A 16,676-nucleotide genomic window follows, 5' to 3' on the forward strand; every position below is an offset into this window, starting at 1 on the left:
CGGGCTTTAGATGAGAATAGCTGTTAACTCGGAGGATAGGCGGTCATCGCCTTCTGCACGGCCTGGCGCAACGCATCCGCACGCTCGCTGAGGCTGCCCTGGCTGCCGGTTTCCGCACTGGCACTCCACACCGGCTGACCGCTGCGGGCGTCGAACAGGTTGACGCGCACCACCACCACTTGAACCTCATAGGTGCGCACAATCGGCACCGAGTTGTACATGCCGTAGCCCGGGCCGTAGCGGTTATAGCCGCCGTATCCGTAGCCGTAATCGTCCCGGACCTGCTTGAGACGCTTCTCCAGGCGCAGATCGGCGCTCACCAGCAGGTCCGCCGGGCGGTTGTCGTGCAAGGGCCGCAGGCCGCGCTGGTCGAGGGCACCGCTGACCGCTTCGGCGACCTGCGCCGAGTCCGCCCAGGCCGTGCCGGCCGGGAGCTGGCCGTTGCGCCAGGCCCAATTGCGGTAGGCGCCATAGTCGCGCACCGGTGCCGGGTAAGCGCTGGCGTCGAAGGTAGTGGCCGCCTGCGCGGGCGCCGGTGGCATGGGCGCAGAAGCCGCCACATAAGGGTTAGGGCTGGAGCAGGCGCCCAGCCCGAGGGATAACAGGATCAAACAGAGACGACGCATTTCGACCTCCGCAGACTGGGCCGCTTATACCGGACGGCAGATCCAGTGCAAATAACGCCCAAGTCCGGCAAAGCTTGGGTGACGACGGTGAGCGAGCTCCATCTCTACAAGGTCCTTCAAGTCGGCGCGGGCCTGGAATTCCACCGGCATATAGTCGTGGAATACCCGCACGCCACTTTGGCTTTCGACCTGCCAAAGCCCTTCGAGTTGCGCCGCCAATTCCCGCGGGTCGAGGGGCTGTTGTGGGGTCAGGCTCTGCTTTTCGCCGGCCATGTCGTTCTTGCGCATCTTGCGGAAATGGCCTTTGAGCAGGTTGCGATAAATCAGTGCATCGCGGTTGTAGAAAGCCAGCGACAACCAGCCACCGGGCAGCGTCAGCTGGTGCAGCATCGGCAGGATACCGTGGGGTTCGGCCAGCCATTCCAGCACGGCATGGCACAGCACCAGGTCGTAGGGCTCGGTGAGCTGGCCGAGCAGATCTTGCCAGGGCGCATGAATGAAGGTGGCGCTCTGTCCGGCTTCGGCGAAGCGCTGGCGCGCGCCTTCGAGCATCGGCTCGGCGGGTTCGGCCAGGGTCACCTGATGGCCGCGCTCGGCCAGCCACAGCGACATATGCCCCAGGCCCGCGCCAATATCCAGCACGCGCAACGGACGCTCCGGCAGGGCCTCAGCCAGGTCGGCCTGGAGCACAGCCAGGCGAATCGCGCCTTTTGCGCCACCGTAGATTTTCTCGGCGAAGCGCGTGGCCAATTGGTCGAAATGCCGGTCACTCATGGGCAAACCGCCGCTCGCTGTCGGCCAGTTTGGCGCGCACCACCTCGTTCATGTCCAGGCCCAGCTCGCTGCACAGCAACAGCAGGTACAGCACGATATCGCCCACTTCCTGGCCGGCGTGGGCAAGTTTGTCGGCGGGTAACTGGCGGGACTGGTCTTCGGTGAGCCACTGGAAGATTTCCACCAGTTCGGCCATTTCCACGCTGGCGGCCATGGCCAGGTTCTTCGGGCTGTGGAATGGCTTCCAGTCGTTGGTATCGCGGATGCGGTGCAGACGTTCGGTGAGGTGTTCGAGGTTCATGGGGGGCTCCTGAATGGGTATAGCTTCAGGGGGATGGAGAGTGAAGGCAAGTGAATAGCGGCGGTGCGACGATTCGACTTGCCCCTGATGAGGCCCTAATCCACCACGCTGAATTCGAGCCGGGCGGTCTGGCCGGCTTCGTCGAGGACGCTGAGTTGGTAGCGGCCCAAGCGCTCGAAACTGGCATTGATGCTGTCCTGGTTGGCGCTGTCGCCCAGGGGGGCGCCGTTGAGGAACCACCAGCGCCGGCCGCTGCCGCCCAGGGCGGAAAGCTTGAGGCGCAGGGTTTGCTGACTGGCGGCGGGCAGGCGCAGTTGGTCGCCTTCGCGCACGCCGACAATCGACAGCGGCGAAGACGCCGCCAGCGCCGGTGGTGGGCAGTCGGGGTCGGCGGCGGGAATCCGCGCTTCACGGCGCTCGATTCTGGGCAACCATGGCTCCAGGGGTGCGGGCCACAAGGCGATATTTTTAGACACAGCGCCAGGGCAATGGGCATCCACCCTCAAGCCCTTGGCGTTGACCCAGACGCTTTCCATCAAGCCGACGCTCAACGGCTGATCCAGCGCCTGCAAGGTCGGCGGCGTGGTGTTGTCCAGGGTCCAGGCAAAGCGCTGGCGGCGGCAATTCGGATCGCTGCGGTTCATGGGCTGGCCCAGCGGCCAACAGATCGCCGCCACGCCGACATTGGTCGGCACCGCCACCACCTGCGCGCTGATGCCGCGCTGGCTGTCGCGATTGGTCAGCACGTCATGCACCTGCAACATCAGCGGCGCCGCCGAGGCCAAACCGAACTGCCCCGGCACCGGCGTGCCGTCCGGGCGACCGATCCACACACCGATCAAATAGCGCGGCCCCACGCCAATCGCCCAGGCATCGCGAAAACCGTAGCTGGTCCCGGTTTTCCAGGCCAGGACCGGGCGCTGCACCAGCTCGGCACGCGGGTCGCGATCAGGCCGCGCCTGGCCACTGAGGATGCGCCGAATAATCCAGGCGGACCCTGGCGACAGCAAGGGCCGCTCTCTCAGCGTATCGTCCGGCTGTAATCGAAGGGTGGCGCTCCTGCCGTCGCGGGCAAAGGCGCTGTAGCCGCTGACCAGATCCTCCAGGCGGCTGCCCGCGCCGCCGAGGATCAGCGCCAGGTTGGGCTCGGCCAACGCCGGCAGGGCCAATGGCACGCCGCCGATGCGCATCTGCGCGGCAAACCGCTTGGGCCCGTAGGCTTCCAGCAACTGCACCGCCGGCAGGTTCAGCGAACTGGACAGCGCCGTGCTCGCCGGCACTGCGCCGGTAAAGCCCATGGAAAAGTTGCCCGGCCGATAATCGCCATAACGCCGGGGCACGTCCTGCAACAGCGATTCGGAGTGAATCAGGCCCTCGTCCAGGGCCATGCCATACAGGAACGGCTTCAAGGTAGAGCCCGGCGAACGCAGCGCGCTGATCATGTCCACGTGGCCAAAGCGCTTCGCGTCGTTGATGTCCACTGACCCCAGGTAAGCGCGCACGGCCATGTTTTCTTCTTCCACCACCAGGATCGCGGCCGAGGTGTATTCCGGCAACCGCGCACGCCAGCCCAGCAACAGGTCTTCAAGACGGCGTTGCAGGGTGGCATCCAGCGTGGTGCGAATCAGCGGCGGGCTGTCCGGACGGTTAAGGCGGCGGGCAAGCAGCGGCGCCAGGCTCGGCTCCAGGCGCGGGGCGAGCAGCAACGGCTCCTCCAGCGCTTCGTCGACGGCCGCTTGTGGCCACACCTGGAACTCGGCGAGGCGGCGCAGTACTTTGTCGCGGGCCTCCTGGGCGCGCTGCGGGTGGCGATCCGGGCGCAGGCGGCTCGGCGCCTGGGGCAATACCGCGAGCAAAGCGGCTTCGGCGTGGGTCAGTTGCGCCGGGGACTTGCCCAGGTACGCCCAGCTGGCGGCCGCCACGCCCTGCAACGTGCCGCCGAACGGTGCGCGGTTCAGGTACAGGTTGAGAATCTGTTCCTTGGACAGGTGCCACTCCAACTGCGCCGTGCGCCACAGTTGGCGCAACTTGCCGTGGAAGGTCCGCGAGTGAGGATCCAGCAGGCGCGCCACCTGCATCGACAACGTACTGCCACCCGACACCACCCGCGCGCCCGTCAGGTTCTGCCACGTCGCCCGCACCAGCGCCAACGGGTTAACACCGGGATGCTGATAGAACCAGCGGTCTTCGTAGGTGAGCAGTGCATCGAGGTAATACGGCGACACTTCGCTGGTTTGCACCGGGTAACGCCACACACCGTTGGCATCGGCAAACCGCCACAACGGCGTGCCATCCTCGGCCAGCACTACCCGCGCCAGGTCGTCCCTGGGCAACGGCAACGGCCAGATACGATCGGCCAGCCACAGCAGGGCAATCATCAAGACCAGGCTCGCCAGGGTCCAGCGGACAAGTAAACGCAAATTCAAGCGGGCAAACCTCTATGCTTGTAGGGAACTAGCCTGTTGCAATAACAACCAAAGGCACAGATACGCCCACCTTCTTATCAGGACACACATATGCAGGTAGAAAGCTTTTTCGAATGGTTGGGCCAGGCGCTCGGTTCCGTCATCCGCTTTATCGTCGACGGGCTCAGCGGATTGTTCGGAGCCTTGACCCACGCCGGCGGCAACTTTGTCGAAGGCCTGTCACGCACATTGGGCATGGACACCTCGATCATCAGCATCCTCACCCTGATCGTCGGCCTGCTGTTTCTGTACTCAGCCGTACGCGCCTTCATGCGCGCTTCGATCATCTTCGGGGTGATCTGGCTGATACTTGGCCTGTGGCTGCTCAGTTGGGTCGTCCACTGAACCCAAAAACACCCAGCCACTGTAGGAGCGAGCTTGCTCGCGAAGGACGTCAACGATAACGCTGACATCCGGAATAAACGCGGTGCCCTTGCGTTCTTCGCGGGCAAGCCCGCTCCTACAGTGATCAACCGTCAAATTTCAGCGTCCCTTGATCACCAGATCCGCCGGCGTCTCCCCCACCGCCTGCCAGTTCGGCCGATACATCGACTCCACCTGCGGCGGTGGCACGCGGTAAGTACCCGGTGTCACGGCACGGGCCAGGTACAGCAAGTGCGTGGTGCCATCGCCGTCAAGGTTGATGGCCGCCACGTAACGGTCATCACGAAACTCCTGATGCTTGAGCGCCGCGTTCTGCATCGACTCACGCCACTCCTTCACCTGGCTGCTGGCGTTTTCCAGGCTGGCGGCACTTTGTGCCAGGTTCTGGTTTTCCAGCTCCAAGCCAGCAGGCAACAGATCGACCACCAAGGCATCCGGCACGCGCTGCCTGGCGCTCACGGCCAGGTGCACCAGCACCAGGTCGCCGCTATTGAGGTTGCGCAGGTTCAGCGGTTGGCCATTCATGCCCAGGTATTCCCGGCGGATGCTCAGGTTGTCGCCACCCGGTGCCGGTGGCACCTGGGGATAACCCGAGATCGTCAGTTGCTGGTAGACCGGCACATCGCCCTGATTGGTCAGGTTCAGATCGCCAGAAAGCAGCTTGCCTTCCAGGTCCAGCGTCGACTGTTGATTGTTCAGCTCATGTTCCCCACCGCTGCCATTGAGCAGGACCTTCCAGGCAGACTCGGGCTGGGCGAACCCCAGGCGCCCGGCCAGGAACAGCGAATTGCGCTCCTGGGTCGACAGGTACGGGCTGGCCGCCAACTGATCGGACAGGCTAAACAAGCGCTCCTCACGCTTGCCCTTGGCCAAGTCGTTTTCTTCCAGCAATGCCAGGATCATCGCCTGATCGCGCAGCGGGCTGCCGTAGTCGGCCAGCCATTCCTTGGCGCTGCGTTGCGCCGCCAGGCCGGCCAGCAAGGCTTGATCCGCACGGGGCTGGTCACCCATCTTCTGTAATGCGATGGACAACTGCACCAACGGCAACCCGGAACGCGCGTCGCTGCGCCGCTCGAAAATACTGCGCAGCGCCCCCAACGGCGCCTGCTGACTGCGCGCCAGTACCATGCCGGCGTAGGCCTGCACGGCAAAGCGCGTGTGGTCAGCGTTGTCGCTGTAGTCGACTTCGATCAGGTTGCGCTCCTGCACATAGCGCAGCAGGCGCTCGCTGGCTTTTTTCAGCGCTTCGGGTGGTACAGCGAAGCCCTGGTCACGGGCACGCAACAGGAAGTCGGTGACATAAGCCGTCAGCCAATATTCCTCTTCGCCATCGGCGCCCCACAAACCGAAGCTGCCGTTGTAGCGCTGCATGCCCAGCAGGCGTTCGATGCCCAGCTCGATCTTGCGTTTGCGCTCGGCATCCGGCTCGCCCTTGATGCTCAAACGCTTGAGCAGCGCGTCGTCGGCGTACAGCGACGGGTACAGACCACTGGCGGTCTGCTCCAGGCACCCATACGGGTAGGCCTTGAGCGCCGAGATCTGCGCACCCAGGTTCAGCGGCGGCCGGCTCGACAGGCTCAGCAGCGCCTCACGCCCAGAGGCATCGAATTGATCCAATGCGCCGGCGGGCAAGCTCCACGGCTCGCCCTTGAGCACCGCGCGGTAATGCTTGAGCAACGCCGGGTAGGCCGGGCGCACGCCCAGGGTCCATTCGCGGCTGAACGGCGGCAGGTTCTCACCGGGCAGGTCCAGGCCATTGACCGTGACCTTCACCTTGCCTTGACCCAAGCCACCCCAGGCTTTCACCGGGATACGCAGGGTGGTGCGCTGGCCTTGCTTGAGCTCGACGCTTTGCGCGCCGCTGTTGACCAGCTCCAATTGCCCTTCGGCACTCAGTTGCAGATCGAGTTTCTGCGCCTTGCCCGACAGGTTGGACAGGTCCAGGGCCAACGTCGTCTGGTCACCGCCGGCGAGGAAGCGCGGTGCCGACAGCTCGGCCACCAGCGGCGCGGCGATCAAGGTCTTGCCTTCGGCCATGCCGTAGCGGTCATCGCTCCAGGCCTGGGCCATCAGGCGCAATTCGCCGTTGAAGTCGGGGATGTTGACGCTGACTTCACCCTCGCCCTGCTCATTCAAGGTCACCGGTGCGCTTTGCAGGGCGACGATGGTCACACTGGTGTCCGGACGCTTGCCGCCCTTGGCCAGCGCGGCGTCGCCCCCAAAGGCCAGGCTGGCCAGGCGGCCCTGCCCGGCTTCGATCAACTGGCCGTAGATATCGAACTGGTCCACGCCATAGGCCTTGCGGCCGAACAGGCTGGAGTACGGGTCCGGCGTCGGATATTCGGTGATATTGAGGATGCCCACGTCCACCGCCGCCACCAGCACGTGCACCTGTTTCGGCACGCTGCCATCGGCGTTTTTGGCGGCGACCTTCACCGTCAGCGGTTGTTTGGGGCGCATTTTTTCCGGCGCGGCCAGGGTCACGCCAAGCTTGCGCTGGGTGCGATCCAGCGGCAGATGCAGCAGGCCTACCGCGCGCTTGGGGGTGATATTGGCTTTGCGCTCGCCGGGACGAACCACCAGGGCGCTGACGTACAGGTCATGGCGCGACCATTTCGGATCAAGCTTCACGGCAAAGCTTTTACCTTCGGCCGGCACGTCGATTTCCTGCCACCACAGCGGCCCTTCGGCGGATTCCACCAGCAGGTAGCCTTTACCGGCAGCCGGCGGCGTGACCGTGACGTTGGCGGTGTCGCCGTCGCCATAGGCGGGTTTATCCAGCGCCAGCTTGACCTGATCGGGCCGCACGGCGCCGCCTTCGGTGTTGTCCTGGGCCTGGTAGCCGGCCCAGAAGCGCAGGCTGCTGACCAGGCCGGTCTGCGGGTCTTCGACCTCGACGCGGTACGGGCCCCACTCCACCTGGAAGCTGACCTTGGCAGTATCGCCGGCCTTGATGCTCAGGGTCTGTTCATCGAGGTTTAGGAATTTCTCGTTGTAGTGATAGCTCCAACCATCGCTGTCGGAGTAGTTCCAGTAGTAGTCACGGCGCTCGCGTACCAGGCGGACCTTGAGGTTTTGCGCGGCGAGTTTCTGCCCGTCCTGGTTGGCCAGCAGCACTTCGAATTCCGCCGGGCCGTCGCCATTGGTTTCCTTGCCGTCAAACAGGCCACGCAGGCCCGGCAGTTGCTCGGCCGGCCAGATCGGCTGCACCAGGCGCCGGGTGATCGGCCGTCCGCCCGACTCGTGCAGGCTGGCTTGCACGATCAGTTGCAGGGGAGATTTGGCCTCCGCCCATTTGCTTTCCAGGGTCAGTTCTTCCTGGCCCTTGGCGTCGAGCACGCTTTCGTCCAGCTCGAAGTCCTGGCTCAGTTCCTCTTCGGTGACGGAGCCGAATTGATAGCCCGGCAGCGACTTGACCGCTTCGCGCAGGGGGCGCACATAGACTTGCCCGCTGACGCGGTTGCCCGACGCCGGCGCACCGTAGAGGTAGCGACCGTTGACCTTGATCACCGGGTTATCCGCCGGGCTCAATGCCGTGTCGCTGCCCCTGAGTTCCAGCGCCAGGCGCTCGGGCAGGAAGTCTTCGACGAGGAACTCATACAGCTGCGGCTTGCCATCGCCCAGGTCGAACACCAACTGCCAGCGGCCGGTCGGTGCTTCGCCGGCCAGTTGCAGTTGATATTGGTAGAGGCCCGAGGCATCGGCATCCCAGACAAACTTGCGGCTCACCTGTTCGTCCGGGCGACGCACTTCGACGCTCACCGGTTGCGGCTTGACCGCGTTGCCGTCCTTGTCCCGCAGCAGGGCGTTGAGCAGCACGGTTTCGCCGGGGCGATACAGGTCGCGCGGGCCGAACACAAAGAATTGCAACGGATGGGAAGGTTGGCCGCCGATATCGAACTCGGCCAGATCCAGCGCGGCACTGTCCAGGCGCAGCAGACTGGTCTGCTCACCCTGTTTGGCCAGCAGCACCTGGGCCTTTTTCGGCAACGGCAACTCAGCGTGGCCGCCCTTCTCGGTCTTGCCCTGGCCCAGCACACGGCCGTCGGCATCGAGCACTTCAAGGTCGACGCCATCCAACGCCTTGCCACCTTCCAGCGCCTGGGTAAACACATCCAGGCGATTGGCGTAGCGGTGCACCGACAGGCCGATATCGCTCAAGGTAAACAGCGTGGCCGGTTGCGAATAGTTGTAGGTGCCCGAAGCGCGCATCACCGCCAGGTACACGCCCGGTTGCTGCAATTGCTTGAGGCCGGCGATCGGCAGCAGCAGGGTTTCACGGGTATTGCGCGCCGGGTTCAGGTCGAAACGGCCGCCGTAGACCAGGTCGGCCAGCGGCAGCAGTTCGCGGGATTCATAACTTTGCAGGCTGGTATTGCGCCCCCACTGTGCCAGGAACGACGGCAGGGATTCGGGCTTGATCCGGAAGAATTCAACGTCGATCTTGTCGACGTTCAGCGCGATCACCGGCAGGCCTTCGGCCAGGCGCGTCGGCAACAATGTGCCACGGCTGGCGAAGCCGACGGTGGCTTGCAGGTCACGGGTTTCCAGGCGCGCGATGTACTCGGCGGCGAGCGTGTTGGCGTTGACCGCCTTCACCCCGGCATCCACCGTCAGCACCAGTTTGCGCTGGGGCTCCAGGTGGCGCAGGCGCAGTTCCATCAGGTTATCGGACAGCTCCCAGGCGCCATCGACCTTGCCGGACTTGCTGTCGACCAGATGGAGTTTGTCGGCAAACTTCTGCTCCGGATCCAACGGAATGGAAAAACTCACCGACAAGGTGCTGGCCCCGTCCAACTGCACCTCGGACACGTCCACCACACTCAACTCACGCCCGGCATAGCGCTGCTTCAGCGCCGCCACATCCACCGCCGCCTTGGCCGGTTTCGGCGCTGCCGCCACGGTGGGCGCAGGCGGTGCTGCCGGTTTATCGGAAGAATCGCAGGCGCTCAGCAGGGCCAGCGCGCAGGCCAGGAACAATCCTTTGTTAAGCATGGGGCACTCGTAGTCAGAGGGAACCGAGGGGTGAACTATATATCAGCGCCGGCCAAGCCGATGTGGCGCTGGTCACATTGACCGACGGAGGGTGAGTTGGTTCTCAACGGCCTCAAGTCCCAGCCAAATCCCACGGACATTGGGCCCCATGCCACATTGACCCTGTTGCGTTGCCAATGGCCGGTTACAATGCCGCTCCCCCAAGGAGCCTGCATGTCCACCTTACTCACCGACTGGCGCGACCGCCCTACCCATCGCCGCGTATGGGCTTTGGCTGCGCCGATGATCCTGTCGAACATTTCGGTGCCGCTGGTGGCGTTGGTCGACAGCATGGTCATCGGCCACCTGCCCCACGCCCACCAACTGGGCGCCGTGGCCGTCGGTGCCAGCTTGTATACCTTCCTCGCCTGGGCCATGGGTTTTCTGCGCATGGGTTCCACCGGTTTCGCCGCCCAGGCCGCCGGGCGCAAGGACGGTGCGGCACTGCGGCAAATCCTGCTGCAAGGCTTGCTGCTGGCGCTGGGGTTGGCGATGGTGCTGGGGACCGTCGGCATTCCGCTGAGCCATCTGGCCCTGGAATGGATGCAGCCTTCCCCCGAACTCAATCAACTGACCCGCGAGTTCTTCCATACCCGTCTGTTCGGCCTCCCCGCCGCCCTGGCCAGCTACGCGCTGGTGGGCTGGTTCCTCGGCACGCAAAACGCCCGGGCGCCATTGGCAATCCTGTTGACCACCAACCTGGTCAACATCGCCCTGAACCTGTGGTTTGTACTGGGCCTGGACTGGGGCGTGGTCGGCTCGGCCCGCGCATCGGTGATCGCCGAATGGACCGGCGCCCTCCTCGGCCTTGCCCTCACGCAAAAAGCCCTGCGCGCCTACCCCGGGCATATCGCCTGGGCCGCGTTGAAACGGTGGCAAAGCTGGCGCCCGTTGCTGGCGGTGAACCGCGACATCTTTATCCGCAGCCTGGCGCTGCAGTCGGTGTTTTTCATGATCACCGTGCAAGGCGCGCGATTGGGGGATGCGACCGTGGCCGCCAACGCCCTGCTGCTCAACGGCCTGCTGCTGACGGCCCATGCACTGGACGGTCTGGCCCACGCAGTCGAGGCCCTGTGCGGCCACGCCATCGGCGCCCGCGACCGCCACTCACTGCGCCGTTCATTGGTAGTTGCAGGTGGGTGGTCGCTGATCGCAAGCGTCGGTTTCGCGCTGTTATTCACGGTTGCCGGGCACCTGTTTATCGCCATGCAGACCGACATCCCCAGCGTGCGCGACACCGCCGATATCTACCTGCCGTATCTGGCGCTGCTGCCGTTGATTGCGGTGGGGAGTTACCTGCTGGACGGCCTGTTTATCGGTGCCACCCGTGCGCGTGAAATGCGCAATGGGATGCTGCTGACGTTATTGCTAACACTGCCGTTTGCCTGGGCGTTGCAAGGCTTGGGCAATCACGGACTGTGGATCACTTTCCTGCTGTTCATGACGTTGCGCAGCCTGACCTTGGGCGTCATCGCCTGGCGGCTCAAACGCCAGGACCAATGGTTCAACTGACCCTACCTGTTAGTTCTGACAGGTTACAAACCGACATTCCAAGCGTTGAATGGTCAGGGATCTACCCTTTCATATATGCATGGAGAGTCGGATATGAACATCACAAAAACCCTGTGGGTTGCTGCGATCTGCACATTGGCAACCCTAGCCGGATGCACCAATGGGCAAGGGCCCAACAACATCGCCGGGATACAACGGATCGAAAACAAAACAGCGTTCGCACTCGTGGTAGCGCAAGGGACTGAGATGCATCAGCTTGCCCCCGCAACGTCGATTGACCTGGAAATAAACAGCGCAAATATCACAATAATGCGTGTCAACAGCGTGGGAACTATTGACCGAATAGTCATGAGATACAACCCAGGCCGGTGCGCAGTCGCACATTGCCTCGAACTCAATTGACCTGAGCCAACGCCTTGTCAGCTCACTGCCCGGCGGTGGACTCGATAAACCCCGTCACCCGATCCAGCACCGGCGCCAGCCAGCACAACGGCTTGGCGATGGACGCGACCAATGTCGCGTGGCGGGTTCGGGTGAAATAAAACACCTCGACCGGCCCCCCCCCGCTTCCCGCAGTTTTTTCGCCAACCCACCCGTGTTGCGGGTGGGGTTGACGAGCGTGTCATCGGTCGAGGCAATCAACAGGCTTGGCGGTGCATCATGGCTGACATGGTTGATCGGCTGCGACTCCGGCGGTGAGTCGGGGAAGAAGAACACCGGGCGCACGTCCTGGTTTTCAATCGGCAAGAAGTCATAAGGCCCGGCCAGGCCGATCCAGCCTTTGAAGATCGACGGCGCCAAGCCCACTGCCTTGAGCCAACGCCCATCCAGCGCGAGCATCGCGGCGTTATAGGCGCCAGAGCTATGGCCCATCACGTAAAGCTGCTTGGGATCTGCACCGTATTCAGCGCTGTGGTTGACCGCCCACGCAACGGCCTGGGCGCCATCCTGGAGAAACGCGGGGTAACGCACCTGCGGGTACAGCCGGTAATCGGCGATCACCGCCACAAAACCTCAGCAATAGCAGTGTTCCAAATGTGGGGTGGGCTTGCCCCCGATGGCCATAGGTATCTACACAACTCTTAAAGGCTGACACATAACTCTGTGGTGAGCGGGCTTGTCGAATCGTCGCACCGCCCGCTCACCACAGAAGCCTAATTGCCATAGATTCCGTATTCACTGGAAGTTGTGTAGATATCCATGCCCCGATGGCAGTGTGTCAGGCAACTTACCTGCTGCTGATGTACCGCTATCGGGGGCACGTCGAATCGTCGCACCGCCCCTTCCACAGTTGGATGTGTGTCAGCTCAGCTTACGAGGACAAGTACGACGACCGCGTCAACCCAAGGCGCAAGGCATCAAGGAACTGGGTACGTTCCGACGCGGAGATCTTCGCGCTCGCACACTTGTCACGGTAGTGCGTCATCAACTCCTCCGGCGACAAGTGCACATAGCGCAGCATGTCTTCGATGGTGTCGTGGGTCTCGATCCCGGCGCTGTACACCGAACCGTCTTCGCGCTGGTAGATGTTCACCGAGTCGGTGTCACCGAACAGGTTGTGCATGTCGCCAAGGATTTCCTGGTAGGCGCCGACCAGGAAGATGCCCAGCAGGTAGTCTTCGCCTTCGTTCAAGGCGTGCACCGGCAGGCTGGTCTCGATGCTCTGCTCGTCGACGTATTGCTTGATCTTGCCGTCGGAGTCGCAGGTCAGGTCTTGCAGCACGGCGCGGCGCAGCGGCTCTTCGTCGAGGCGGTGCAGCGGCAGGATCGGCAATACCTGGCCGATGGCCCAGGTGTCCGGCAGGCTCTGGAACACCGAGAAGTTGCAGATGTACTTGTCGGCCAGCTTGTCGTTGAGTTCGTCCAGCACCTGGCGGTGCGAGCGCTGGCGGGCTTTCAGCGAGTTGTGCAGGCGGCGGCACACGGCGAAGTAGCACTGTTCGGCCAGGGCTTTTTCGGCCAGGGTCAGTTTGCCGTCGGCGTACTGGGTGGCCACGTCGCTCATGTAGTGGGTGGCGCGCCAGTAGGTTTCGGTGACCATCTCGATGTCGGTCGGGCCCAGCAGGTCTACCAGCCACTGCACGGTTTCCGGCAGGCTTTCCTTGTTTTCGATGGTCGGGATTTCGTCGTTGTGTTTCTCGACGTCGGTCACCTGCACCACCAGCATGGCGTGGTGCGCGGTCAGGGAGCGGCCGCTTTCAGAGAAGATATTCGGGTGCGGCAGGCTCTGCGCGTCGCAGAATTCCTTGAGCATGCCCACGACCACACCGGCGTAGTCGTCCATGTCGTAGTTGATCGAGCTGGCGTTACGCGAGTGAGTACCGTCGTAGTCCACGCCCAGGCCACCGCCGACGTCGATGTGATCCACCGGCAGGCCGAGGTTGCGCAGTTCGCCGTAGTAACGAATGGCTTCCTTGAACCCGTGCTGGTAGTCGGCCAAGTTGGCGATCTGCGAACCCATGTGGAAGTGCAGCAGGCGGATGCCCTGGTCCAGGCCCGCCGCGCGGAAGCGCTCGACCACCGACAGCAGTTGCGCCGCCGACAACCCGAACTTGGACTTCTCGCCACCGGTGTCCGCCCACTTGCTCGACGCCAGGGAAGACAGGCGCACGCGCAGGCCCACCTGTGGCTTGACCTTGAGGCTGGCGGCCTCTTCGATCACCAGTTCAACCTCGGATTCTTTCTCGATCACGATAAATACGTTGTGGCCGAGCTTCTGGCCCATCAGCGCCAGGCGGATGAACTCGCGGTCCTTGTAACCGTTGCAGACGATGGTGCCGCCCTTCGGCGCCAGGGCCAGCACGGCCAGCAGCTCAGGCTTGGAGCCGGCTTCGAGGCCGATGGAAACATTCTGGGTGGCGATGATGTTCTCGATCACCGCTTCCTGCTGGTTCACCTTGATCGGGTACAGTGCGGTGTACTTGCTCTGGTACTCCAGGCGCTCGATGTTGGCATCGAAAGCGCCGGTCAGCTGGCGTACACGGTCTTGCAGGATGTCGGGAAAACGCACCAGCAGCGGCAGGGAAAGGCCGCTCTTGCGCAGCTCGTCCACTTGCTCGTAGAGGTCGACGGGTGTGCTGTTCGGGCCGTTCGGACGGACTTCAACGCGACCGGCATCATTGATCGCGAAATACCCGGCCCCCCAATGGCGAATCCCGTAAACACTGCGGCTGTCCGCAACTGTCCATTGGCTGCCATCGTCTTTGCGTGTGCGTCGTACGGACATCGAAGTCCCCTATAAATGAAGGCGAAGGCGCCACCTCTCGTTCGAGGCTGGCGCAGTCTAAAGAATGAAAATGACGATTTGCCTGTAAGCAAGGTAGACCCCACTCGCAGGACAGAGTTTAGACACAGGTTGGGAAGAGGCTTTCAGCCGCCGGACTTCTTGGCCTTGTAACCCAGCCTGATCAGCTCGGCCAACAGCAGTTCGACGTGATCGCCCTGGATCTCGATGACACCGTCTTTCAACGCGCCACCGGTGCCACAGCGCTTTTTCAGCGTGGTGGCCAGTGCCTTGAGCGGCTCTTCGGCCAACGGCACGCCGGTGATGGTGGTCACCGTCTTGCCGCCACGGCCTTTGCTTTCGCGGCGCACGCGGGCAATACCGTCGCCTTCGGGGATCAGGGTCTGTTTGCAGGTACACGAATCCACGGGCTGACGACAGTCCGGGCAGTGTCGACCTGCGTCGGTGGAAAATACCAGGCCGCCGAGGGCGGCGAAGGATGCGGCTTTTTTGGCCACCGGCAATCCTCTCGGGAGGACAAAGACTGATCGGCCTCCGCTAAGGGACGACCGACCGCGAAGCCCCACTCAGGCAGGGGCAGCGCTACCGAGCCGCCAAGGCTGATCCCCACCTGTAGGAGCGAGCTTGCTCGCGAAAATCGTCAACGATGAAGCGTGCATTCCGAATGCACGCGGCGTTCTTGAGTTTTTCGCGAGCAAGCTCGCTCCTACAGTGATCCCAGGGTGAAACAATGGCGGTTCGGGTGAAAAGTCGCGCAGTGTAACGGCAAAAAGCCCACTTGCTAAGAGCCAAATGGCGCCAATTTATGCAGCTTTAGCGACGCGAGGCCAGATAGCGCCGCAAGCCCTCCTGGGCGTCCGGGCAGTAAGGCTTGTGCTCGGCTTCCTGCAGGACCGTTTCTACGGGCAAAAAGCGCGCCTCCATGACTTCTTCAGGCTGCAGGCGCAATGGCCCATCCCAGATCGCCGAGTAGGATTTGCACCAGAGCCGACTCTCGCCATCCTCAAAGTAGAAATGGTCATGCTCGGTCAGTTCCACCCCGCCAACACCCAGTTCCTCTTCCAGCTCGCGGGCCGCAGATAACGCGTAGGACTCTCCCGCCGCGACCATCCCGCCCGCCGCCGTATCCCAGAACCCCGGGTACAGGGCCTTGCTCAGGGTGCGCCGATGCACGCACAGCTCACCCTTGGAATTGAACAGGAAGATAAAGGTGCAACGGCCGATCAGGCCGCGCTGGCGCAAATCGGACCTGACGAGGTGGCCGAGCAGGTTGTCCCGCTCGTCGACCCAGCAGATCAGTTCGGCATCAGAGGCCGCACGGTGCGCGGCCTCGTTTTGAGCTGCGTCCATCATCAACCCTGGTTGAGCAGTTGACGCAAATCGATCACCGCCGCGTTGGCCCGGGAAATGTAGTTGGCCATGACCAGCGAATGGTTAGCCAACACGCCGAAACCGCTGCCGTTGAGGATCATCGGGCTCCAGACCGGCTCTTGCGAAGCCTCCAGCTCACGAATGATCTGACGCACGCTGACGGTGGCGTTTTTCTTGGCCAGCACGTCGGCAAAGTCGACTTCGATGGCACGCAACAGGTGGGACAGCGCCCAGGCCTGGCCACGGGCCTCGTAGAACACGTTATCGATCTGCATCCAAGGGGTTTCCACCACTTCTTCGTCGACCTGCGGCACTTCACCCGGCGCCAGGGCTTCGGTTTTCAGTGCGGTGTTCAATTTAACCCGGCCCACGCTGGCCGACAGGCGTTGCGACAGCGAGCCCAGGCGGGTGGCCACATCGCCCAGCCAGTTGTTCAGGTTGTCGGCGCGGGCATAGAACAAGGCGCCACGCTGATTCGGGTCGGACAGGCGTGCTTCATAGCGGTTCAGGGAGTTGATGCCTTCCTGGTACTCCGACTCACTGGACGGCAGCACCCAGCTCTTGTTGTCGAAGTTGAACCGCGGCTCGGCCTTGGCCAGATCGGCGTCTTCGGCCGACTGCGACTGGGAGCGGGCGAAGTCTTTACGCAAGGCGCGGGTCAGGTCGCGCACCTGCACCAGCACGCCGTATTCCCAGCTGGGCATGTTGTCCATCCACAGGCCCGGCGGGAAACGGTCGTTGGAAATATAGCCACCGGGCTTGTTCAACAACGTGCCAACCACGGTCTTGAGGGTTTCGACGGTGGTATAGCCCACCACCATCTGCTTGCCTTCCTTCTCGGCGGCAAGTTGCGCATTCTGCTGGACCGGGAACAGCGCCGGCTCTTCGCTCCAGTACCAGCCCAGGGCGCCGGTGACCAACAGATACAGGCCGAGCACGCTGAGCACGGCTCGGCTCATCAGCAA

At 63.1% G+C, this 16,676-nt stretch carries 11 protein-coding genes and 1 pseudogene; 2 read left to right on the forward strand and 10 right to left on the reverse strand.

Translation table 11 applies throughout. The annotated features are described in order from the left end of the window. Positions 1-23: 23 nt before the first annotated feature. The 4 genes from BFQ01_RS12715 to pbpC form a co-directional block, all read right to left on the reverse strand. On the reverse strand, positions 24-626 hold the full coding sequence (locus BFQ01_RS12715; protein ID WP_065925551.1) for a DUF4136 domain-containing protein: 603 nt from the start codon (positions 624-626) through the stop codon (positions 24-26). 24 nt (positions 627-650) lie between these two features. Further along, complete coding sequence (locus tag BFQ01_RS12720) at positions 651-1,400, reverse strand: methyltransferase domain-containing protein (protein ID WP_065925552.1); 750 nt, start codon at positions 1,398-1,400, stop codon at positions 651-653. Further along, complete coding sequence (locus tag BFQ01_RS12725; RefSeq protein WP_058423592.1) at positions 1,393-1,701, reverse strand: MazG-like family protein; 309 nt, start codon at positions 1,699-1,701, stop codon at positions 1,393-1,395. The genes BFQ01_RS12720 and BFQ01_RS12725 overlap by 8 nt, the downstream gene beginning before the upstream one ends. 95 nt (positions 1,702-1,796) lie before the next feature. Next, positions 1,797-4,127, reverse strand: a complete 2,331-nt coding sequence (gene pbpC, locus BFQ01_RS12730; protein ID WP_083244880.1) for a peptidoglycan glycosyltransferase PbpC — start codon at positions 4,125-4,127, stop codon at positions 1,797-1,799. A 90-nt stretch (positions 4,128-4,217) separates the two neighbouring features. Between pbpC and BFQ01_RS12735 the strand changes: the two genes are divergently transcribed. After that, positions 4,218-4,511, forward strand: coding sequence for a hypothetical protein (locus tag BFQ01_RS12735; RefSeq protein ID WP_027607987.1), 294 nt, complete (start codon positions 4,218-4,220; stop codon positions 4,509-4,511). Between the two features lie 138 nt (positions 4,512-4,649). On the opposite strand, the gene BFQ01_RS12740 is transcribed toward BFQ01_RS12735, so the two are convergent. Next, complete coding sequence (locus BFQ01_RS12740; protein WP_065925553.1) at positions 4,650-9,545, reverse strand: alpha-2-macroglobulin; 4,896 nt, start codon at positions 9,543-9,545, stop codon at positions 4,650-4,652. 213 nt (positions 9,546-9,758) lie between these two features. Here BFQ01_RS12740 and BFQ01_RS12745 point away from each other — a divergent pair, with 213 nt between their 5' ends. Further along, a complete protein-coding gene (locus BFQ01_RS12745) occupies positions 9,759-11,096 on the forward strand; it encodes an MATE family efflux transporter (RefSeq protein ID WP_065925554.1) in 1,338 nt (445 codons plus the stop codon). A 424-nt stretch (positions 11,097-11,520) separates the two neighbouring features. On the opposite strand, the pseudogene BFQ01_RS12755 reads toward BFQ01_RS12745, so the two are convergent. The 5 genes and pseudogenes from BFQ01_RS12755 to BFQ01_RS12775 all read right to left on the reverse strand — a co-directional run. After that, positions 11,521-12,110, reverse strand: a pseudogene (locus BFQ01_RS12755) (alpha/beta hydrolase); the annotation flags it as partial. Between the two features lie 298 nt (positions 12,111-12,408). Further along, positions 12,409-14,322: an arginine decarboxylase gene (gene speA / locus BFQ01_RS12760; RefSeq protein WP_065925556.1), complete on the reverse strand. Its 1,914-nt coding sequence runs from the start codon at positions 14,320-14,322 to the stop codon at positions 12,409-12,411. 143 nt (positions 14,323-14,465) lie between these two features. Next, complete coding sequence (locus BFQ01_RS12765) at positions 14,466-14,837, reverse strand: translation initiation factor Sui1 (protein WP_027607992.1); 372 nt, start codon at positions 14,835-14,837, stop codon at positions 14,466-14,468. A 316-nt stretch (positions 14,838-15,153) separates the two neighbouring features. After that, complete coding sequence (locus BFQ01_RS12770; RefSeq protein WP_065925557.1) at positions 15,154-15,690, reverse strand: NUDIX hydrolase; 537 nt, start codon at positions 15,688-15,690, stop codon at positions 15,154-15,156. A gap of 2 nt (positions 15,691-15,692) precedes the next feature. Next, on the reverse strand, positions 15,693-16,670 hold the full coding sequence (locus tag BFQ01_RS12775) for a DUF2333 family protein (RefSeq protein ID WP_370671257.1): 978 nt from the start codon (positions 16,668-16,670) through the stop codon (positions 15,693-15,695). Positions 16,671-16,676 lie beyond the last annotated feature (6 nt).

Origin of the sequence: Pseudomonas sp. 8 R 14, assembly GCF_900005955.1 — a bacterium.
Classification (GTDB): Bacteria; Pseudomonadota; Gammaproteobacteria; order Pseudomonadales; family Pseudomonadaceae; genus Aquipseudomonas; species Aquipseudomonas marginalis.

What these genes read in the sequence shown, in the direction of transcription:
- BFQ01_RS12720 (WP_065925552.1), bottom strand. Translation starts at nt 1,400, where the DNA reads ATGAGTGACCGGCATTTCGACCAATTGGCCACGCGCTTCGCCGAGAAA.
- BFQ01_RS12775 (WP_370671257.1), bottom strand. Translation starts at nt 16,670, where the DNA reads ATGAGCCGAGCCGTGCTCAGCGTGCTCGGCCTGTATCTGTTGGTCACC.
- speA (WP_065925556.1), bottom strand. Translation starts at nt 14,322, where the DNA reads ATGTCCGTACGACGCACACGCAAAGACGATGGCAGCCAATGGACAGTT.
- BFQ01_RS12770 (WP_065925557.1), bottom strand. Translation starts at nt 15,690, where the DNA reads ATGGACGCAGCTCAAAACGAGGCCGCGCACCGTGCGGCCTCTGATGCC.
- BFQ01_RS12715 (WP_065925551.1), bottom strand. Translation starts at nt 626, where the DNA reads ATGCGTCGTCTCTGTTTGATCCTGTTATCCCTCGGGCTGGGCGCCTGC.
- BFQ01_RS12725 (WP_058423592.1), bottom strand. Translation starts at nt 1,701, where the DNA reads ATGAACCTCGAACACCTCACCGAACGTCTGCACCGCATCCGCGATACC.
- BFQ01_RS12745 (WP_065925554.1), top strand. Translation starts at nt 9,759, where the DNA reads ATGTCCACCTTACTCACCGACTGGCGCGACCGCCCTACCCATCGCCGC.
- BFQ01_RS12735 (WP_027607987.1), top strand. Translation starts at nt 4,218, where the DNA reads ATGCAGGTAGAAAGCTTTTTCGAATGGTTGGGCCAGGCGCTCGGTTCC.
- BFQ01_RS12740 (WP_065925553.1), bottom strand. Translation starts at nt 9,545, where the DNA reads ATGCTTAACAAAGGATTGTTCCTGGCCTGCGCGCTGGCCCTGCTGAGC.